The sequence below is a fragment of the Parabacteroides sp. AM17-47 genome (assembly GCF_003434625.1).
GTDB classification, from domain to species: domain Bacteria; phylum Bacteroidota; class Bacteroidia; order Bacteroidales; family Tannerellaceae; genus Parabacteroides; species Parabacteroides distasonis.
This window is the reverse complement of sequence record NZ_QTLI01000024.1, coordinates 61,273-82,152: the sequence shown is the minus strand read 5'-3', so window position 1 is coordinate 82,152 and position 20,880 is coordinate 61,273. Positions and strand designations below refer to the sequence as shown.

Below are 20,880 nucleotides of genomic sequence, written 5' to 3'. Positions count from 1 at the left end.
ATGGAGAATAGCATAGATCATATTATCACAAGGATATTAAGTGGCAACAGCTCCTCGGAAGATTTTCTTTCGCTGAGCGAATGGCTGAACGCAGACGAAAAGAACAAAAAAGAATTTCGGTTGCTAAAGAGTTATTGGGATGCGGAAGTCTCGTTCAGCCATTCCTTAATGCCTAATGTGTCCCTCGATAATTTGAGAAAGAAGATCGACGATCAAAGCAGGCAAAAGAGATTGAGGCTGATCCGTTTCATCGCTACTCCCATTGCGGCGGCAATCGCCTTTCTTGTTCTGTTTTTCGCTACGACGCACTTAAATACCCGGGAAGGGAAGGTTCAGCAATTCTATACCTATATAACCGATAAAAATAAATCTCATTTTACATTGGATGATGGTACGAAGATCATTTTGAACCGGAATAGTCGCTTTACCTACTCTGACGCATACGGTACGGATCAGCGAAAGGTTAATTTGGAAGGAGAAGCCTATTTCGAGGTGGCGAAAAATCCGGAAAGACCTTTCATCGTCGATATGGGAAATGCCTCCATACGGGTATTAGGAACGACCTTTAGTGTAAAAGCCGATAAAGGGAAGGATCAGATCACGGCCGTCCTGCTGGAAGGGTCTATCCGTTTCGAAAGCCCGACACAACAAGTCTTACTAGCTCCCGACCAGCAACTTACATTCATCCGTTCAACGAACAAGATTGATATCCAATCCGTCAACGCAAAAGAAAATCTGGCATGGAAAGACGGCTTGCTAAAGTATAAATCAATAGCGCTTTGTACCTTGCTGAATGAGCTTGAGAAAAGATACGAGATCCCGATCCATATAGAAAACAAGAGATTGCTGGACCCGAATGTCACTGTATCCGGAACATTCAGCGAGGATCAATCTTTAAAGGAGATTTTACAAGTAATATCTCGCAGTTTGCCGATCAAATGGTCACAAAGAGATGGAACTTACTATATTCAATAAAATAAAAATATCAACACATCTTAAAAAAACAAGCAATGCCTATGAGATAACACGGATCATATCTTTCAAAAAAACAAAACCGGCTGCAAAAATACAGCCGGCCCCATTAAAAAGAATTAATTCCTGCTTCTGCTACTCCACGACCAAATTTTGTGGCAGACGCATATTATCAACCTTTTATCAGTACAAAAATATGGAAAATGTTTCGTATTATAGGTCTTTTAGGTCCAAAGACTTAAAAAAAATGCTCTCGGTCCTAAAAATGTCCTTTATTTTACTTTTCTTGACACTGTTCCAAGCGGTAGCGACTAATTCCTATTCACAATCTGTAACGATTTCCGTGAAGACGGATCAGGCCCCGCTAACCGATCTATTCGCTATTATAGAAAAACAAAGCGATTTCTTATTCTTCTATGTGGATTCTGACGTAAAGAACGTAAAAGTGAGCGTGAACGCAACCGATAAGTCCATAGAAAATATCTTATCGCAAGCACTACGCAACACGAGTTTGAAATATTCGATCGAAGGACGAAATATCAATGTATTTAATAAAAACATTGTCGCCCAGCAAACTAAAAAACGTATTACCGGTGTCGTTAAAGATGCGGAAGGAAACGCTATTATCGGCGCTAACGTTGTCGAGAAAGGCACGACCAACGGTACGATTACGGATCTGGACGGTAAATACATGATGGAAGTATCCTCAAACGCGACCCTTGAGTTTTCCTATATCGGTTACATGACACAGTTGCAACCGGTAGGCGGCAAAAACGAGATCAATGTAAACCTGAAAGAGGACACTCAAAAACTGGACGAGGTAGTCGTAGTAGGTTACGGTACACAGACAAAACGTGAGATTACCGGTTCTATCACCAATGTGACCGCTGAGGATTTCAACCAAGGTCTGACTCGTAACGCAGCGGATTTGTTACAAGGTAAGGTGGCAGGTTTAACGATCAATACGGGTTCCGGCGACGTAACGGGCAACTCGACGATTCAATTAAGAGGTATGTCAACCTTGCAAAAGGACCAAGGTCCGTTGGTTGTTATCGATAATGTACCGGGCATGGACATGTCTACGGTTAATCCGCAGGATATCGAATCTATCTCTATCTTGAAAGATGCGTCTTCAGCCGCTATCTATGGTTCCCGTTCAGCGGGTGGTGTTATCCTTATCACTACGAAGAAAGGTTACGCCAGCAAACCGACCATCGCTTATAATGGAGCGTTCGGTGTATCTACCTTGGCCAACAAGCCGAATCTGCTGACGGCGGACCAATGGCGTAGCTATACTTCCTCTACCCCGGGTAAGGATGGTAAGGATTTTGACATGGGAGCGAACACGGATTGGTTCGACGAGATCACGAGAATCGGTTTCCAACAGGATCATGCCGTGTCTTTATCAGGAGGTGGTTCACACCATAACTATAGAGGTTCCCTTTCTTATATGCAACGTGAAGGTATCGCACGCGATAACTCCATGAACCGTTACAACGCCCGTTTCCAATTCTCCCAACGTGCGCTGGAGGATCGTTTGAAAGTAAGCATCACCGGCGTGGCTACCGTTACGGATAACGCACCGACAAATACGACAAACTTCTTGCTTGCCTACAATATGATTCCCGTACGTCCGGTTAAGCTAGAGGATGGATCTTGGTTCGACACACGTGAATACGACCAAGGAAACCCGGTACGTAACCAGAAAGAGAATACACATAAGAACCGCATCAATAATTTCTATGGAACCGCTGATGTCGGTTATACGATTATCGATGGCTTAGAGGCTAAAGTTCTTTTAGCTAAAAGCCGGAACACGGAAGATGAGAGTAAATACAGTAGCATCGAGTCTCAAGCCGGCTACAACGATGGCGGTAAGGCCGAACGTTGGTCGAGATTGCGTGATAAGGATTTGATGGAATGGACCGCCAATTACTCGGCCGAGTTCAATAAGCATAAGATCAATGCCTTGATCGGTTATTCTTGGGAAGAGGAGAACTATGAGGAGACTCACGTACAGACCCGTGGTTTCGTCACTGATTTATTAGGCGCTAACAATTTGGCCGCAGGACAAAACCTGAACCCCGGAGACGCGGAGTCTGAGAAATGGCAAAGTCGCCTGATCTCTTTATACGCAAGAGCCAATTATAGCTTCAATGAGAAATATATGTTGACAGCTACCGTACGCCGGGATGGTTCTTCCAAATTTGGAACGAATAACAAATGGGGTACCTTCCCTTCCGTTTCCGTGGGTTGGAATATCACCCAAGAATCATTTATGCAAAAAGTAAACTGGCTTAACGACTTAAAGTTAAGTGTCGGTTATGGTATCACTGGTAATCAAACAGGATTGGACCCCTACAAAACCCTCGAGCTTTACGGCACAGATGGTGTATATTATGATACCGGTTCTTGGTTGCCTTCTTATAAGATCAGCCAGAACGCCAATCCGGACCTAAAATGGGAACAAACAGCGATGTTGAACATCGGACTTGATTTCTCCGTATTGGATAGCCGCCTAGGAGGTCGTATCGAATGGTATAACAAAAAGACCTCTGACATGCTTTATACCTATCCGGTACCAACCCCTCCTTATTTATATAATAAGATCATGGCAAACGTAGGTGATATGCGTAATACGGGTATCGAGCTGAGTTTGAACGCAGACGCTATCCGCACAAAGGATTTCGACTGGAACATTTCCTTGAACTTGGCTCACAATGAAAATGAGGTAACTCGTTTATCCAACGATGTATTCACGATGGATAAGATCTTATTAGGTGACGTATTCATCCGGGGTGGAAGCTCCAGTGGTACGCACGTATTGGAAGAAGGACGCCCTATCGGACAATTCTACGGTTTGGTTTGTAACGGTATTGACGAGAACGGTAGATATATCTTGGTAGATAAAGACGGCGACGGCGAGATTTCCGATCCGGCGGATTACGACTACATAGGTTCCGCACAGCCGAAATTGACTTACGGTATCACCAACTCTTTCCGTTACAAGAATTTTGACTTATCATTTTTCTTGCGTGGAACGATCGGTAATGATATATTGAACGCGACCCGCATGGCATACGCTCAATCCGGATTCCTGCCGGGAACGAATGCGCTGGACGATCCATTGACCTATACGTTAAGCGAAACTCCTAGATTCTCCAACTATTATTTAGAGAAAGGATCTTTTATGCGTCTCGACAACTTGACTTTAGGATATAAGATCAAAGCTTTGAACGGTATCCGTGTTTATTTCACGGCACAAAACCTATTCGTTATCACGAAATATAAAGGTCTTGATCCCGAAGTCCCTATGGATTCAGGAGACGGTTTAACCCCGGGTGTAGAACCTCGTGAATTTTATCCGAAGACACGCACATTCTCTGTTGGATTAAACTTGAATTTCTAATACATAAACAGTAACGATCATGAAAAGATTATTCAAAAATATAATATGTGCCGTACTCGCTCCGGTAGCGCTTGTCTCTTGCATGGATTTGGACGAGAACGTATACGACAAACTTCCTACCGACGAATTCGGGACAACGGAAAAGCAGATCAACGCAATCATGGCTCCGGCATATCAATCTTTGAAAAATATGCTAGCCTACGACGGTCCTTGGGGGGCGGCCGATATGACAGCCGATATCTTGATGGCACCGACACGTGTAGGTGGTGACTGGTGGGACGGTGGACAGTATATGGAACAATGTATGCATAGCTGGAAACCGAACTCTTACTCTGTAGAAAATTGCTGGGATTATTGTACGGGAGGCCTAACTACGGTTAACTCCGTATATAATATTATAGAGAAAAGCGAAGCCATGAGCGATGAGCTTAAGCTTCAATACTTGTCCGAGTTAAGAGGATTACGCGCTTTCTGGTATTATGTAATCGTAGATATCTTCGGTAACGCCCCACTAGTGACAGATTTTGAGGATACCTCCTTGCCCTCCAGCACAAGCCGTGCGGACATTTATAAATATGTGGTTAAGGAATTAACCGAGATCATCCCGAACTTGCGCTCCGATGTATCAGATGCCAGCTACGGTAAGTTTACGCAAGGTGCTGCCCGCATGGTATTGGCGAAGATGTACCTCAACGCCGAGGAATGGATCGGTGAACCGAACTGGAAAGGTGTTGTGGAGCAATGCGACGAGATCATGAAACTCGAATATATCATCGAACCGAATTGGAAAACCAATTTCGAGGTTCATAACGAGGTATCACGAGAGATCATTCTCCCGATCTGCTACAAGGCATCCGATGAGTGGGGCAACTCCATCCATCTTTGGACATTGCATTATCTGGATCCCGATGTATTAGGTTTCACCGGCGGTATGTGGAACGGTATCAACGCCCAGCCGGATTTTGTCCGCACATTTGATACGGAAGATCCTCGTTACGAAGGTTCGTTCTTGATCGGCCCGATGATCGACCCTAGCACGGGAGAGATTTTGAAAACGACCCTAGGACATGACTTGATCCATACGATCGACTTAAATGTGGTACCGGGAACAGAGAAAACCGATGCGGACGGTAACTTAACTCCGTGGGGCGAAGTTCACCAAGAAGACGGCGCACGTATCAATAAGTGGGTATATGAGAAAGGCATGCAAAATACCAATATGGAGAACGATATCGCTATTTTCCGTCTGGCTGATGTATACCTAATGAAAGCGGAAGCCTTGGTTCGCATGGGCGGGGATCTCGGTGAAGCTACTCGTCTGGTAAACGCTATCCGGGAAAGGGCTTATGGTAATTCCGATCATAATTACACGAGCGTGACATTAGATGATATTTATAACGAGCGTGGTTATGAGTTGGCATTCGAATTTGTCCGCCGCCAAGATATGATCCGCTTCGGGACTTATCTGAAACCGAGATATATGAAGCCGAAACAGACTCCGGAATATCGTAAGATCTTCCCGATCCCGTTCAAGGCTTGGCAGAAGAACAATAATTTGGTTCAGAACCCGGGATATCCGGCATTCTAATCATATCAGTCTGTTTTTAATCTCAATTCTTTAGACCCCAATTCAATTATTAATCATAATATGAACAAATTTATGAAAGAGGTAAATAAACAATCCAGTCCGACTGGAATCTCTAGAAGGGAATTCCTTGGGATGGCAGCCACAGGCGCTGCCGCCCTTACGATCCTGCCCAGCTTTACCGTAGCGGGATTAGGACATGTAGCTCCCAGCGATAAGCTTTATATCGCGAAAATAGGCTGCGGCGGTATGGGAGCCGCCGATTTGGGTAGCTTAATGAATACGCCGCATAAGAACGCGGCGATCACCTGTCTGTGCGACGTGGATGACCGTCAATCTGTCGACGCTCGCAAGACCTATCCAAAAGCTAAGTATTTTAACGACTTCCGTGAGATGTACGAGAAGGAAGGTAAGAACTTCGATGCCGTATGTATCTCCACCCCGGATCATAACCATGCGATCCAAGCTTTCGGCGCTATGCGGATGGGTAAGCACGTATATCTGCAAAAACCGATCGCGCACGATATTTACGAGGCACGTATCCTTACCGAGGCTGCCAAGAAATATAAGGTCGTGACCCAGATGGGTGACCAAGGTAACTCTTGCGACGGTATGCGTACCCTTCGTGAATGGCTCGAGGCAGATCTGTTGGGTGACATCCAGAAAGTATATTGCTGGACCAACCGCCCCGTATGGCCGCAAGGTATTCCTTGGTCGAACCAGAAACCGCCTGTTCCTAAAGGCTTGAATTGGGATTTATGGTTAGGAACAGCGGAGTATGTAGACTATGTGGATAATTTGGTTCCGTTCAACTGGCGTGGTTGGTGGCGTTTCGGTACAGGCGCTCTTGGAGATATGGGTTGCCACATCATCGGCCCTCCATTCAAATTGCTTCAATTAGGCTATCCGACCGAGGTTTCTTGCAGCACGACCAATGTTTACTCCGGAATCTTCGAAGAAGCCTATTATCCTGAAAGTTGCCCGGTAGCCAGCTCGATCCGTTATAAATTCAAGAAGAAAGACGGAAGCGACTTGAGCCTATATTGGATGGACGGCGGTATCATGCCAGAACGTTTCGAGGAGATCGACCCAGATGCCGATATGACCTGCACGATGGGAGACTTGGATATGATGGACGTGGAAGGCGCAACCGTATTCGTAGGTACGAAAGGTATGGCTTCTTGCGGCTGGGGTGGTTCCGATCCAAGATTCTGGCCGAAGGGGGTAAAGGCGAACAAGAAACCTTTATTCAACAAAGACGTGAACATTCCTCATAAATATAAACGTATCGAAGGGGGTACGAATGGCCACTATTGGGCATGGATCGACTCTTGTATCGCAGGGTACGACAAGGCGGACGTAGAATCTCCATTCGAAGGATACGCCGGTCCGTTGACGGAGACCGTATTGATGGGTAACTTGATCTTACGGAGCCATAATATCCGGGAACAAGTGAAACATAACGACTCGATCTACGGAGAGCGTGAAGGCTTCATCTATCCGGGAAGAAACAAGACTTTCCTATGGGATGGAGCGAATATGCGTATCACCAATTTCGAGCAGGCGAACCAATTCATCAAGCGGAAATACCGCGATGGATGGGAAGACCTGAAGTTATAAAAGCTAACAGGAATCTAACGGTAACCTAACAGGAACCTAACAAATTCCTAATAATTATCTAACAAGTTTCTAACAAACAACAAACATTCATAATAGCGATGAAAAAGATTTATAGCAGTATTATGGCCGTAGCCTTATTCGCATCGGCCTTGTCATGTACCTCCGGCGGTAATACCAACGATGCCGGAACGCAAACCGCCCAAACCCAAGCCCTCGATAGCGACGGTATCCCTACGGGAGGCGAGTGGATCACCATGTTCGACGGCAAGACCTTGAACGGATGGCGCGGCTATTGCCGTCAGGATGTACCCCAAGGTTGGGTGGTTGAAGACGGATCGATCACCTATAAAGGTAGCGACAATAAGGCAGACACGGGCTTCGGCGACTTGATCTACGACAAGAAGTTCAAAAATTTCGTTTTCGAGATCGAATGGAAGATCGACAAGGCCGGTAATAGCGGTATCTTCTATACAGCGCAAGAAATTGAGGGTACACCTATTTATTACTCCAGCCCAGAATATCAGTTACTCGACAACGAGAATATGCCGGACGCATGGGAAGGTTGCGACGGTAACCGTCAGGCCGGTGCCGTATATGACATGATTATGCCGGATCCACAACCCGTAAAACCGTACGGAAACTGGAACAAGACGAGAATCGTTGTCTATAACCAACGCGTGATCCATTACATGAACGACGTGAAAGTGCTGGAATTCCAGTTCGGTACACCGGTATGGCGTGCGTTAGTGGATCATAGTAAGTTCAGCAAGTTCAGCACGAGTCCGGAGAAATGCCCGGAAGCTTACGACTTGATGCTACAATGCGGAAAACAACCGGGTTACATCGGTATGCAAGACCACGGTTATGGTGTTTGCTTCCGCAATATCCGAATCAAAGAGCTCTAAAATCGTATGAGAATAGAGATTTGTCAATCTTATGAGGCATTAAGCCTTAAGGCAAAAGAGATTGTTACCTCAGAGTTAGGGCAGCACAAGGCACTTACGCTTTGTGCCGCCACTGGGGGCTCTCCTACCCGGATGTATGAGTTGCTGGTAGAGGAAGCCAGTCGCCAACCGGAATTATTCTCCCAATTCACGGTACTAAAGCTTGATGAATGGGGAGGAATCCCGATGGACCACCCGGGTACGTGCGAGTCGTATCTACGGAACTATTTCGTAGGTCCGCTTCAAATCCCGGAAGACCGGTATATAGCGTTCCAAAGCGATCCGGAAAATCCTGAGGCAGAATGTGAGCGGATCCAACAGATACTGGATCAAAAAGGCCCTATCGACATTTGTATATTAGGAATAGGGATGAACGGCCATATCGCCTTGAACGAGCCGGCTCCTTCCTTGCATACGAATTGCCATGTGGCTCATCTGTCCCAGAAATCCTTGCAACATCCCATGATCGCCGGGGATACGGAGAAACCGGGATACGGACTGACATTAGGCATGGCGAATATCTTTCAGTCACGCCTGATTATCCTTCTTATCAACGGGATAAAGAAAAGGGAGATTACTCAAGCTTTCCTTGAACAGAAGATCTCGACGGAGTTGCCGGCCTCCTTATTGTGGCTGCACCCGAACGTGATTTGCCTGATCGACAGGGAAGCGGCGCATAGTTCTAATTAAGCTTTTACAATTATCATGAAATACGCTATCGCATTAGACATTGGAGGAACAAGCATAAAATATACTCTTGTGAACCAGAATGGCGACATTCTTTACGAATCGTCGGAAACCACACAATCAAAAGAGAATCCACGCCCATTATCCGATACCATAAAAAGTATCGTACGGAAAATGACAGACTACGCCCGTTCCCGGGATTGGGGGATTTACGGAATTGGCATAGGTGTACCTTCCGTAGTAGATAATGGGGTGGTTCTCTTTGCCAATAATCTTCCTGAACTAGATAACCAACAATTGGATCTTGCGTTAGCGGAATTTAATCTACCGGTATTCATCGACAACGACGCAAACCTTATGGGGTTGGGCGAGGTGATATATGGGGCGGCTAAAGGTCTCTCCGATATCGTTTTCTTGACGGTGGGTACCGGCATAGGGGGTGCCTTGTTCTTGAACGGCCGGCTTTATGGCGGCTACCGGAATCGGGGCACCGAACTTGGGCACTTAATTATTCATGGTCTGAATGGGAATCAATGTACTTGCGGAGCGTCCGGTTGCCTAGAGGCACACGCTTCCGTAAGTGCGTTGATCGCCTTATACCGGCAATTATTGGAGAAGAACGGACGGGAGATACCTTCCCGTATCGATGGAAAATATATAGTAGAGCGCTATAAAGCTCAGGAGAAAGAGGCCGTACTCGCTATGGAGGATCATTTCCGGAATCTGTCCCTAGGCGTAGCGAGCCTTATCAACATTTTCGCTCCGCAAAAGGTGATTATCGGCGGAGGCATTTCGGAATCCGGAGATTTCTACATTGACAATATACGGGAGCAGGTCGGGAAATACGTGATGAAGGAAACCTCGTACTTCACGACTATCGAGCTTGCCCGATTAGGAAATAAGGCCGGATGCCTCGGGGCGGCGGCATTGGTGTTTAATCATTGAATCTATCTATCATGAATAAGAATAATTGGATCGTACTCCTCATCTTGTGTATTTGGTTTGTCATTTCTTTTGTTACCAATATATTAGGCCCTATGCTACCGATGATTATCGATAGTTTTGGGCTGAGCCTGACATTGGCCGCATTCTTACCGTTCTCATTTTTCTTAGCATATGGCATCATGTCGATCCCGGCAGGAATGATCATCGAGCGTTTCGGGGGAAAGATTTCCTTATTGATCGCTTTCAGTCTGGCGTTTTTGGGTGCGGGGCTTTTCGTCATATTCCCGACCTACCCTATCGTATTAACTTCCCTTTTCGCTATCGGTCTGGGCATGGCGATGCTACAGGTGATCATATTGCCTTTGATGCGTGAGGCGGGTGGAGAGAAAAAATATGCCTTTAATCAGGTATTGGCCCAGATCGTATTCGGGGCCGCTTCTTTCATGAGCCCGTTCGTCTTGGCCGGACTTATGCGGAAATTAACCGGTGAGGATTCGGCAAACGACTTCTTCATCCGTTTCCTCAAAGGGATAACGCCGGAGAGCTTACCTTGGAGCTCGCTCTATTTTATCTTTACGATTGTTTTTGTCATCATGTTAGTGGTTATCTCTTATGTCAAATTCCCGAAAGTAGAATTAAAGGAAGATGAGAAGGCGGGAACGATACAAAATTATAAGGAATTGCTCAGGCAAAAACAAGTTATATTCTATTTCTTAGGGATTATCGCTTATGTGGGAACCGAGCAAGGATTGGCGAATTGGATGAGCCTTTTCTTGAATATGTATCATGGGGTCAGCCCGGAAGGAGCCGGGGCTACTACGGTTGCTTGGTTCTGGGGATTGATGTCCATCGGCTGCTTGTTGGGATTGGTGATCGTTAAGTTAATCGACTCAAAGCTGATGTTACGTATCTTCTCGATGATAGCGATCCTTAATTTAGCGATAGCGCTCTTCGGTCCTACGCAAGTAGCGATTATCGCTTTCGCTTGTTGCGGCTTCTCGATCTCGATCATGTTTTCGGTGATATTCGCCTTAGCCCTTAACTCCGTGGATAAGCATCATGGAGCTTTTTCCGGTATCCTGTGTACGGGTATTTTCGGTGGGGCATTGATTCCGTTCATCATTGGTGGACTTGGAGATCTGATCGGGTTGCGCTATTCCATGTTTTTCCTATTTATCACGCTGGGCTATATCTTGAGTATTTCCTATTGGGCAAAACCATTGGTCAAGAATGAGACCGTCAGCCTTAAAGAATTGTTGAAGCAGTTAAACCGTACAAAATAAATATGTATATCTTTGGCCTATAAAATTATCATCCATGAAAAAAGAATCAATCTACCTCATTCTGGCATTTTTTATACTTTGCGCTCACTCTTTATACGCAAATAAAAGCGTACGGTTGTCTTCTCCAAACGGAAAGATCAAGTTCTCCTTGGTTTTGGATAAGAATAGCCCGGTATACAGCGTAGCGTTTAATAAACAAACCCTGATCCAAGACTCTCCGCTAACGTTGACTTTCGATAATGGGGCTTTCGGGGAAAATGTAAAGATCAACAAACCCGTGTTCAGCACGAAGGAAGAGACCTACGAACTGATCGTCGGTAAGGCGAAACATATACATAGCCTTTCCAAAGAGGTAATCATCCCGCTAGAGGAAACCGTTCAGCCTTTTCGCAAGATTAATCTGGTCGTAAGGGCTTTCGATGACGGTATCGCCTTCCGCTATGAGTTTCCGAAGCAAAAAGGATGGGATTCGTATATCATGTATGACGAGGGAACCAGCTTCAACCTACAAGGTAACCCGAGCGTAACCACTTTATTCCTCCCCAACTACCAAAGTTCCCACGAAGGTAAATATACGGTCACGGATTATGCCGACATGGATAATAAACGATTGATGGATATGCCCGCCCTGTTCTCTTTCCCGAACCATGTTTATATGGCGATTACCGAGGCGGCGGTTCGTGATTACGCCGGTATGTACCTATGGAAAGAAAACGGGGCTCTTCTCGGGAAACTATCACCTAAACTGGGACAAGAGCGTATCAAGGTAGAGGCATCCCTACCCCATCAATCCCCTTGGCGGGTCTTGATGATCAGCGATCAAATCGGTTCCTTGATAGCGTCCAATATCCTTACGAATCTCAATGAGCCTTGTAAGATAGAGGATACGTCTTGGATTAAGCCGGGTAAGACTACTTTTACGTGGTGGAACGGAAATGTCGTTCCGGATACGACTTTCCTTGGCGGAAACAATTTCCCCACGAATAAATATTACATTGATTTCGTAGCCCGTAACGGATTGGATTATCACTCGATCTACGGGAACGCCGAGCAAGCTTGGTATGACGAGGATGGAGCCGGATTCGGTTCTCCGGGCCCGAAAGCGGACATCTTGAAAGTCGTTCCGAGCCTTAATATGCAGGAGATTTGCGATTACGCCAAGAGCCAAGGCGTACGTATCCATTTATGGACCAACTGGAAGCCTCTGTACGCGAAGATAGACGAGGCTTTCGCCCAATTCGAGAAATGGGGAATCGCCGGTATGATGATCGATTTCATGGATCGAGACGATCAAGAGATGATCCGCATCCAAGAAGAGTTCTTGGCGAAGGCGGCCAAGCATCATCTATTCGTGCAATTCCACGGAGCTTGCAAGCCGTCTGGATTGAACCGTACCTATCCCAATGAGTTCACCCGCGAGGGTACGCTTAATTATGAGCATTGTAAATGGGACAAGGATACCGATGCGGATCATGACATCCATATGCCTTTTACCCGTTTATTAGCGGGAGCGACAGATTATCATTTAGGTGGTTTCCGCTCTTTGCCAAGGGATAAGTTCAAGAACCAAGAACGTAACCCTTACGTAATGAGTACCCGTTGCCATATGTTAGCGATGTACGTGGTATTAGAGAGCTATCTCGGCATGATTTGCGATACGCCGGAGGCTTACGAGGGACAACCGGGATTCGAGTTCCTGAAAGCCGTGCCTACGACTTGGGACCAAACAGTCGTTCCGAACGCTTCCGTCAATGAATACGTAACGATCGCCCGCAAAAAGGGAGAGGATTGGTTTGTCGGTACGATCAATAACAGCCAAGCACGCAGTATCGATGTAGACCTCAAGTTCTTGGATAAGGACAAGAAATATAAGATAACGATCTATAAAGATGCTGAAGATACGAATATAGACTCGAACAAACTCGTAAAAGAGGTTAAGGAGATCACCAACAGGGATAAAATCACCCTTCCGCTGGCCTCCGACGGAGGATCGGTCTTTCATATTCAACCCATCTGACGCAATCCACCCACTGCAACCCGGGTTGCAGTGGTACTGCAAGGCTGATGCAGTAATACTGCAACGCCCATACAGTAACGCTGCAACGCCCGTGCAGTAACAAGACACAAAGCTTTCGGATAAAAGCAAGTATTGGAGGAACCGGAACAATTGATTACTTTTGTCCTCAAAAGTATATAAATGAGTTACAATTGGAATACACGGACGGAACTTTTGTTCGGAGCGGAGCGTATGGAGCGCTTATCCCGTAGCCATGTATTGGTAGTTGGACTGGGAGGTGTAGGAGCTTATGCCGCCGAGCAGATTTGCCGGGCCGGAGTAGGAAAGATGACGATCATAGACGCCGATACGGTAAACGAGAGTAATATCAACCGCCAATTGCCCGCCCTTCATTCCACCCTAGGGATGCCGAAAGCCGAGGTCGTAGCCAAGCGTTTGCTCGATATCAATCCCCAGTTGCAACTAACCGTCCTGAATGAATTCCTGCGAGACGAGCGGACGGAGGAGGTACTCCTATCGGCCCCTCTCGATTTCGTGGTAGATGCCATCGATTCCCTAAGTCCCAAGGTATACCTGATGTACCAAGCATATATCCATAAGATCCCCATCGTGTCCTCCATGGGGGCGGGCGCTAAGGTAGACCCGTCCTTGGTACGGATTGCGGATATCTCCAAGACAATCAATTGCGCCCTCGCGAAAGCGGTGCGGAAACGGTTGCGTCCTCTAGGCGTAAGCAAGGGGATTCCCGTCGTATTTTCCACCGAGTTCGCCGATCCGGACGCCGTGATCGAAGTTGAAAACGAAACATGTAAACGTACGACCACGGGAACGGTCTCTTATATGCCGGCAACGTTCGGTTGTTTCCTTGCCTCGCACGTTCTAAGAAACTTGATATGATACAAACCGAAGGAATAACGAAAAGTTTCGGAGCCTTACAAGTATTGAAAGGCATCGACCTCACGATAAACAAGGGCGAGGTTGTCGCTATCGTAGGCCCTAGCGGGGCGGGTAAGACAACCTTGTTGCAAATCATCGGCACGCTCGACGCACCGGATAGCGGGCGGCTGGTTATCAATGGCACGGAGACAAGACGATTGGGCGATAAGGAATTGGCGGCTTTCCGCAACCGGAATATCGGCTTCGTCTTCCAGTTCCATCAATTATTGCCGGAGTTCACGGCCTTGGAGAACGTGATGATCCCGGCACTGATCGCCAAGGAGAAATCGGCCGTGGCCGAGAAGCGAGCGAAAGAGATGCTGGACTTCCTGAAACTCTCCGATCGCATGGCACACAAGCCTGCCGAGCTATCCGGCGGAGAGAAGCAACGGGTAGCGGTAGCCCGTGCGCTTATCAACAATCCGGCGGTTATCCTAGCCGACGAACCTTCCGGAAGTCTCGATACCAAGAACAAGGAAGAATTGCACGCCCTCTTTTTCGAGTTAAGAGACCAGATGAACCAGACGTTCGTCATCGTGACGCATGACGAACAACTGGCTACAAATACAGACCGTGTAATCCATATTAGAGATGGAGTGGTAGAAGCTGCTTATTGAACCCGCAGCTTCACCGTCTTCTGATCGTGTGCGATCTCCGCACGGATGATGTAGATGCCTGCCGGGAGATCGAACGTATAAGTCGGGCGAGCGGGATATAAGGTACGTACCAAACGACCCATCGGTGTAAACACTTGTATCCGCTTCAACGCCTCGCTCGCGCTGGCCACTACCCTACCCGATACGGCGGAATAGACAGAGATAGATTCCGCGTTGTCTACCCCCTCATTACCGGTAGGCGAGCCCGCGCTTAGGAAGTAACGTCCATGGCTGCTGCCGTCCAAACGCAAGGTATACGTATCGTCCGACAACTCCGTACTCTTGCGGGTCACGGCATCGTACAGGTAAAGCGTCTCCGCCCAATCGCCGATACCCTCTATCGTCAGTGTAACCTCGCCCTTACCCTCGCCGGCATATACGCCAAGGGGCACTTGGTCGATCCGTCGTACTACGTTCACACCCACGGCACGAGTCCCGGCGATAGTGTACACCTGCGGGATCTCCTCCAGTTCCGTATCCAGCAAGATTACGGCATCCTTATCTGCCTCATAGCTGTTCGTAGCATCATCCTGCTGCGTCAGCAAGGCCGTGCTACGATATGCATCCCGCTCCGCCGTCAGCCTCAATACCGGGTTCTTGGCCGTAGCGGTACGCAAGGAAGAAGAGACCTTCTCCGGCTCTCCTTGCATCATGGAGGGATCGAAACGAACGACCTTCAGATCGGCACCGGTTGCCGTACCTTCCGCTTTCGTTTGAGCCGCATCTTTCAGCTCTACAAAGAAGGCCTGCATGGGGGCGATAACGGCTCCGGAAACAGCATCAGTATCTCCATTTTCCCATGCCACATCAGGCGTACCGACAACAAGACCCTCTCCAATCTTCGTATCCAATGTCCAATATTTTTGCGCTAAGATAGTCTCATTCCCTTTCAAGAAACGAGCGATATCCAACGGATACATATACGGATTACCCAACAGGAAGTGCTTACCGTCGCCATCAGCAATGACACGGACGGTTCCATTATCCGTATTCCACCATTCTTCCGTTCCATTCGCATCTGTCAATACCACCTCGATCGGCTTGTCATCCGCCAGCTTGCCGGCATTGATCCGTTCCGCTAAAGTCGGGGCTTCGGTCATGGCAGCTCTCAATGTAGCGTTTTTCGTCTCCGGTTTCCACGGTTCATATTCGTAGGAGTCATCCGCTTTCGGCAGGCGTACCAAGACATTTCCATTCAAAGCATCCGCTTTCTTCTTTTCTACGCTGGCATAGAATCCCTTTCCTAATGCGTAAGGGACGTTCACATCGTTGTATTCACGGCTCCAGTTGGATTGGACTACCTCGTAATGAGTTGTATCCAAATCACTCTCAGGAAGAGAATTTGTTTGATTCGCTCCGCTCTTCGGCACGTACATCGTGATCGCCTTGTCCCAAGCTTTCTGGTAGAAGGCAGGGGCTTGGCGGTCGTTGTTGGCTGTGTTGTATTTGATATCATCGAAAGCGTAGGTGTTCTGACGGCCCGTGTTCTTCACGGTGTACATATCGCCGGCGAATACGCTTTGCAGGGGCGATGCCATCCAATATTTCGCGTCAGGTGTCATTTCGAATTCCACACGGGCGGTGTCGTACGTCAGGAGTTGCTGACGGCGTAACTGCGCCTTGGGTTTGAAATAGATGGCTTTTACCTTATTTATATAGTACGGGGTTACGACCGTATTATCTCTGTCTTTGTCTACCGCCATATCATATTGGATATACTCGGTAGCCTTTGATGAGTTCGCTTCGGGAATCTGTAACAAATGATCTTTCGTCTCCAAGTCTTCCAATTCCAGCGTCTGCCCTTCCGGGATCGTGATACGGGTGAAATGAAGCGGGGCGAAGGCGGCGGTCAAGTCTGCATCATTGCCGTTGGCATCCGCATTGTTTGTTCCGTTTGGATCTATATACAATTCCCCTTTCGTAGACTGATGCCAGTTTCCGTCATTATACCATACTTCGGCATTCGGGCCTTTCCACGTCAAGTATTCCGGTACGATCTTGATAAGTAAGGTAGCATATCCCTCGCAAGAGCCTTCTACGAAAGTTCCGTTCTTATATTCACCGAATGGAATATAAAGTGAATAGATTTGGCCTTCAGCGAATTTTTCATAGGCACCCTCCTCAAAGGTCATCGAGAATAACCCGCCGCCATTATCAGTTTCAGTTTCAGCTTTCGCAGACAAAGCCGTCAAATTACCTACCTCTATATAAGTCTGTCCTTGCCGCAAGAATATAGTCGTAGCGTTACCGTTAGGTTTACCCAATTGGTCAGATCCTTCCATACCCATTGTCAAGCCTCTTCCTTGAATAGGAATATTGGTTATGCTTCCCTCCACGATATTCGGCAAGCCGATACGCAGGGGCACATTGGGATAATGCTCCATATCTTTCGGGTACTCCACATCCGGAAAGCCGGCTAACAATGTCGGGGCGGGAGCGGCTTCCAATGTTTTTTCCTGAGGTTGTTCGCAGAAAAGCCACTCGCGTCGATTGCCTTCAATAATTTTCTCTGGCAGATAAGGAATCGCTACCACTTTTTTTACCCAACGGAATTCCGCATATCCAAACTTCCCGCCAATCACTAATTTTGGCTCTGTGTCCACATCACCTAAGAGCAATGTCTTCAATTCCTTAATTAAACGCTGATCCGTATATTTGTCTTCACAATACTCAATCAAAGCTTCCGCCGGGAAAGACAAGGCTTTCTTGTCATCAAGAAGTTGATCTCTATAAGACCTCAATATCCCATCTAATGATTCCCCATACCTCTCATTGAACGACGCAAATTCCAGCGAGTCGCCCAAGAACCAATCGAACGTATATGAATAATCCTTGAAAGCTTCTATCTCTTTAAACTTATTCAGTTCCCCTGTCGGATTTTGGTTATCATCTAACTCTTCAACCCATACGGTCGCTTCCTCAATCTGACTGATCCGTCCCTCGCAAGCAATCATGCCCTCCGGCAAATCACTTTTGGTATTCGCTACGACCGTGAAGGAAGGGAGTACGGTGAAAGGGGTGGTCAGCAAGCAAGGATCTTGGAAACTACTTCCCGCATAGGCATTCGGGAAATCCACGACTTTATCGCTAGTAACTGTCGCGGCCGCACTAAAGATTACCACATCATACTTACCGGAGGCAGGCTCTACCTTCGTCCCGCTTCCGTAAGGTCTCTCACCTTTATATCTCAACTCAGTCTTGTCCACATCAATGGCACTTAAATGGATGATGTTTGAATCTTCCCCATCCCACCAAGGCACACGAGGACGAGAAATACCCATTACCGAACAAACGGCTCGTATCAGTTCTTCGTATATATCGTCATATCCATTCATTATTCTATCTATCTGGTCCCCTATTGTTTGCGGATCAGGAATGTTATAGTCCCATTCTGAGTCTGATTTACCACAAAGCTTTCCTAAATTTTGTTTCAAATATGCGATATACTCATCTTTCGGGAACGGATCCCCATTTGTTTTTTGGGCACCCTCTTCTATGTCCTTATCCCAAACTCCTTGCTCAGCTGCATCATATAAGAAATCATTGATCATACGCAGGTTTACGACAATTTGTCGTCGCATCGCAGTTTCATAATTTGTCAGATCCTCAAATCCTTGATGCTTTAACCCATCTTTAGTCGGAACGATAATACGATACACTTTGCTTCGGTTGTTATAGTTCTCATTCTTATAGTCCTTCAAATCCGTATTCAATGTAATCCAATCGTATGGTTTATCTATAGCTCCGGTTTCCCTTTTATCGGTAGCTCCAATATAAACGTTGCCGATCGTAGGATTAAGATGACTTTCCCTTTCCTTTGGATCTCCACCCATCAAACCATAGCGGTATTTCCATATATGCTTTGAATCTTCCGTTATTTTATTCCCCATATTCAGATCGGACAATACATCCGGATTAATGCTCCAACCCATATTCTTGAGCAGAAGTTCGTAATCCGTGGCAACGGTCAAGTTGGCAGAAGAGCACACGTCTACTCGCTTTACGTCGATCTTGGGCTTGGTACGGTAGATACGCAAGCCGTCGATAGCGTAATCCGCGCCGTTAGCATGGATTGTGTTGTTTTGTACCTCCAGATAAAACTCTTTATATACACTAATATTTTGTACTAAAGAGAAAGTATAAACTAACTGTTGCCATTCACCGAGACAGTCATCTCCATCTATCGCATCACCGGAAGTAAAGCGATGCAAAATATCCTCTTTACCATCCTCCTTTCTCCCAATAAAAAACAGATTAATATTAGGAGGAAGATTCGCTGTACCTTTACCTGTCATATCATTCACCCAAAAGTTCACTAAAAGTCCCGTATTCGCACAGATAGTTCCCTGATCTAACGGGATTTTAACCAAACGTCCCGGCAAGTTCGCAGCATCCACATAATAGAAATATCCTAATTTTTTACCTTTTGTATTATAATAGGTTCGATCATATACTTCTTTATCCACACCACTATTAGCAAAAAACCAAAAATTTTGTCGGTCATCATAGAAGACTTCTTTCTGTTTGGATATACCTTTAACATTTGCTGTACGGAACAATCCATATTGGTTTTGAAGTGTTTGAAAACGAGGATCCCCCCCCCATTTACCATATGCTTTTTGTATTTTATAATTATAAGGCGCATAACCTGTCATGTCCCGCTCTAACCAATATCCTGCAGTGTTTTCTTCAGTAGGGAAACCAATATTTGATATATTTCTCAGAGGTTCGGCCTTTAACTCTTCAATCGTTATCGAATCTTTTCGGTCGAAGTTTATATAACCTATCAACTCATAAAGTTCCTGATTATCGTCCGGATTTCGCGCTGGATACTTCGACCTTTCCGGATCTTTTTCCAACATAAAACCGGCACCCTTCTGCTTAATAATATTATACCGATAAATCAAGGGACTCTGATTCTCTAATGAATCAACCGCCCAAATCGTCAACTTCGTAGTATCTTTAGTAAAAGAAAAACTGTCTACCATTGTTTTCCAACGATTCAACTCTTTTACAGTCCCATCTATAGCATATTTATACTTCTCCCCCACAATGAGCTCTCCGTCTGTATACCAGGCATAGTTATTAGCGGTCATACCTATTTGCACATTGACATTTCTCGCATCCTCTGAAACATACAAATTTTCTTCGATAAAAGGTTTATCAAGGATATTAGCACCGGAAGTTTTAATCCGTTCCGCAATTTCAGATGCAGGCCGAATTATAAACTTATAACGTACTGAAAGTTCAGGTTCGGTAAATGTTCTACCATCTGCGCTTATTTTATAATCATCCGCATTCAAGCTCACATCGCAAAAAACACTATCCTCTGCCACTACATCCATATCATATACGACAGTAGAAGCTCCTGTCGCATAATTACCAGCATCTTTATTAAAAAATCCTTTATACCAAAACAGAGAAGTATCAATCTTTCGTAATGATGTCCTATAAAGCTGATTACTTAATGAACCTCCATCTACATAAGAACCATCCGTCATAGGATTTATATCTTTTCCTGTTATACCCTTGCTAGTCAAATTCCCATTTTCATCAAATCGATACCAACGGACATACCAACGATAATTTTGATCAGTACTTCCATCATTGTTTCTCAGCTCGGGTATAAACAACTGTTTCTCTTTGCCTTTCTGAAAATACACCGTATCCACACGCTCCGAAACAACTTGACGTTTGCCAAATTTATATTCTATTTTTGTAATCTGCGCCGGCGCAACCGCACTAACAGACAAGATCAACAAGCAAGTTAATAACAAGGATTTATATCGTAGGTTGATTGATGGTTTCATCCGTCGGGTCCTCCTT

12 protein-coding genes are annotated in these 20,880 nt (G+C 46.1%); 11 read left to right on the top strand and 1 reads right to left on the bottom strand.

The window, feature by feature from the left end; all coding sequences use genetic code 11:
• The 11 genes from DW205_RS18150 (at window position 1) to DW205_RS18100 (ending at window position 15,015) form a co-directional block, all read left to right on the top strand.
• Window positions 1-975 carry a FecR family protein gene (locus DW205_RS18150; RefSeq protein WP_005863952.1) on the top strand — a complete coding sequence of 325 codons (975 nt, stop codon included), beginning with the start codon at window positions 1-3 and terminating at the stop codon, window positions 973-975.
• 262 nt (window positions 976-1,237) lie between these two features.
• Window positions 1,238-4,381, top strand: a complete 3,144-nt coding sequence (locus DW205_RS18145) for a SusC/RagA family TonB-linked outer membrane protein (RefSeq protein WP_121963137.1) — start codon at window positions 1,238-1,240, stop codon at window positions 4,379-4,381.
• Window positions 4,382-4,400: 19 nt separating this feature from the next.
• On the top strand, window positions 4,401-5,969 hold the full coding sequence (locus DW205_RS18140) for a RagB/SusD family nutrient uptake outer membrane protein (protein WP_005863947.1): 1,569 nt from the start codon (window positions 4,401-4,403) through the stop codon (window positions 5,967-5,969).
• Between the two features lie 72 nt (window positions 5,970-6,041).
• Window positions 6,042-7,586, top strand: coding sequence for a Gfo/Idh/MocA family protein (locus DW205_RS18135; protein WP_005863945.1), 1,545 nt, complete (start codon window positions 6,042-6,044; stop codon window positions 7,584-7,586).
• 98 nt (window positions 7,587-7,684) lie between these two features.
• Complete coding sequence (locus tag DW205_RS18130; RefSeq protein WP_005863943.1) at window positions 7,685-8,491, top strand: DUF1080 domain-containing protein; 807 nt, start codon at window positions 7,685-7,687, stop codon at window positions 8,489-8,491.
• A 6-nt stretch (window positions 8,492-8,497) separates the two neighbouring features.
• The gene (locus DW205_RS18125; RefSeq protein WP_005860625.1) at window positions 8,498-9,220 is read left to right on the top strand and encodes a galactosamine-6-phosphate isomerase; all 723 of its coding nucleotides are present in this window, start codon (window positions 8,498-8,500) and stop codon (window positions 9,218-9,220) included.
• A gap of 15 nt (window positions 9,221-9,235) precedes the next feature.
• Window positions 9,236-10,162, top strand: a complete 927-nt coding sequence (locus tag DW205_RS18120) for an ROK family protein (protein ID WP_005863941.1) — start codon at window positions 9,236-9,238, stop codon at window positions 10,160-10,162.
• An 11-nt stretch (window positions 10,163-10,173) separates the two neighbouring features.
• Window positions 10,174-11,445 carry an MFS transporter gene (locus DW205_RS18115; protein ID WP_005863938.1) on the top strand — a complete coding sequence of 424 codons (1,272 nt, stop codon included), beginning with the start codon at window positions 10,174-10,176 and terminating at the stop codon, window positions 11,443-11,445.
• A gap of 34 nt (window positions 11,446-11,479) precedes the next feature.
• Entirely contained in the window at window positions 11,480-13,462 is a 1,983-nt protein-coding gene (locus DW205_RS18110) for a glycoside hydrolase family 97 protein (protein ID WP_005863936.1), read from the top strand.
• Window positions 13,463-13,642: 180 nt separating this feature from the next.
• A complete protein-coding gene (locus DW205_RS18105) occupies window positions 13,643-14,359 on the top strand; it encodes a ThiF family adenylyltransferase (RefSeq protein WP_005863934.1) in 717 nt (238 codons plus the stop codon).
• Window positions 14,356-15,015, top strand: coding sequence for an ABC transporter ATP-binding protein (locus DW205_RS18100; protein ID WP_005863932.1), 660 nt, complete (start codon window positions 14,356-14,358; stop codon window positions 15,013-15,015). The genes DW205_RS18105 and DW205_RS18100 overlap by 4 nt, the downstream gene beginning before the upstream one ends.
• On the opposite strand, the gene DW205_RS18095 is transcribed toward DW205_RS18100, so the two are convergent.
• Window positions 15,009-20,864, bottom strand: a complete 5,856-nt coding sequence (locus DW205_RS18095; RefSeq protein ID WP_005863930.1) for a hypothetical protein — start codon at window positions 20,862-20,864, stop codon at window positions 15,009-15,011. The two genes, DW205_RS18100 and DW205_RS18095, sit on opposite strands and share 7 nt — an antisense overlap.
• Window positions 20,865-20,880: the final 16 nt, after the last annotated feature.

Bases quoted from the DNA above. Each gene is read 5' to 3' on its own strand.
- DW205_RS18130 (WP_005863943.1), top strand. From the start codon at position 7,685: ATGAAAAAGATTTATAGCAGTATTATGGCCGTAGCCTTATTCGCATCG.
- DW205_RS18145 (WP_121963137.1), top strand. From the start codon at position 1,238: ATGTCCTTTATTTTACTTTTCTTGACACTGTTCCAAGCGGTAGCGACT.
- DW205_RS18125 (WP_005860625.1), top strand. From the start codon at position 8,498: ATGAGAATAGAGATTTGTCAATCTTATGAGGCATTAAGCCTTAAGGCA.
- DW205_RS18105 (WP_005863934.1), top strand. From the start codon at position 13,643: ATGAGTTACAATTGGAATACACGGACGGAACTTTTGTTCGGAGCGGAG.
- DW205_RS18140 (WP_005863947.1), top strand. From the start codon at position 4,401: ATGAAAAGATTATTCAAAAATATAATATGTGCCGTACTCGCTCCGGTA.
- DW205_RS18115 (WP_005863938.1), top strand. From the start codon at position 10,174: ATGAATAAGAATAATTGGATCGTACTCCTCATCTTGTGTATTTGGTTT.
- DW205_RS18110 (WP_005863936.1), top strand. From the start codon at position 11,480: ATGAAAAAAGAATCAATCTACCTCATTCTGGCATTTTTTATACTTTGC.
- DW205_RS18135 (WP_005863945.1), top strand. From the start codon at position 6,042: ATGAAAGAGGTAAATAAACAATCCAGTCCGACTGGAATCTCTAGAAGG.
- DW205_RS18150 (WP_005863952.1), top strand. From the start codon at position 1: ATGGAGAATAGCATAGATCATATTATCACAAGGATATTAAGTGGCAAC.
- DW205_RS18120 (WP_005863941.1), top strand. From the start codon at position 9,236: ATGAAATACGCTATCGCATTAGACATTGGAGGAACAAGCATAAAATAT.
- DW205_RS18100 (WP_005863932.1), top strand. From the start codon at position 14,356: ATGATACAAACCGAAGGAATAACGAAAAGTTTCGGAGCCTTACAAGTA.
- DW205_RS18095 (WP_005863930.1), bottom strand. From the start codon at position 20,864: ATGAAACCATCAATCAACCTACGATATAAATCCTTGTTATTAACTTGC.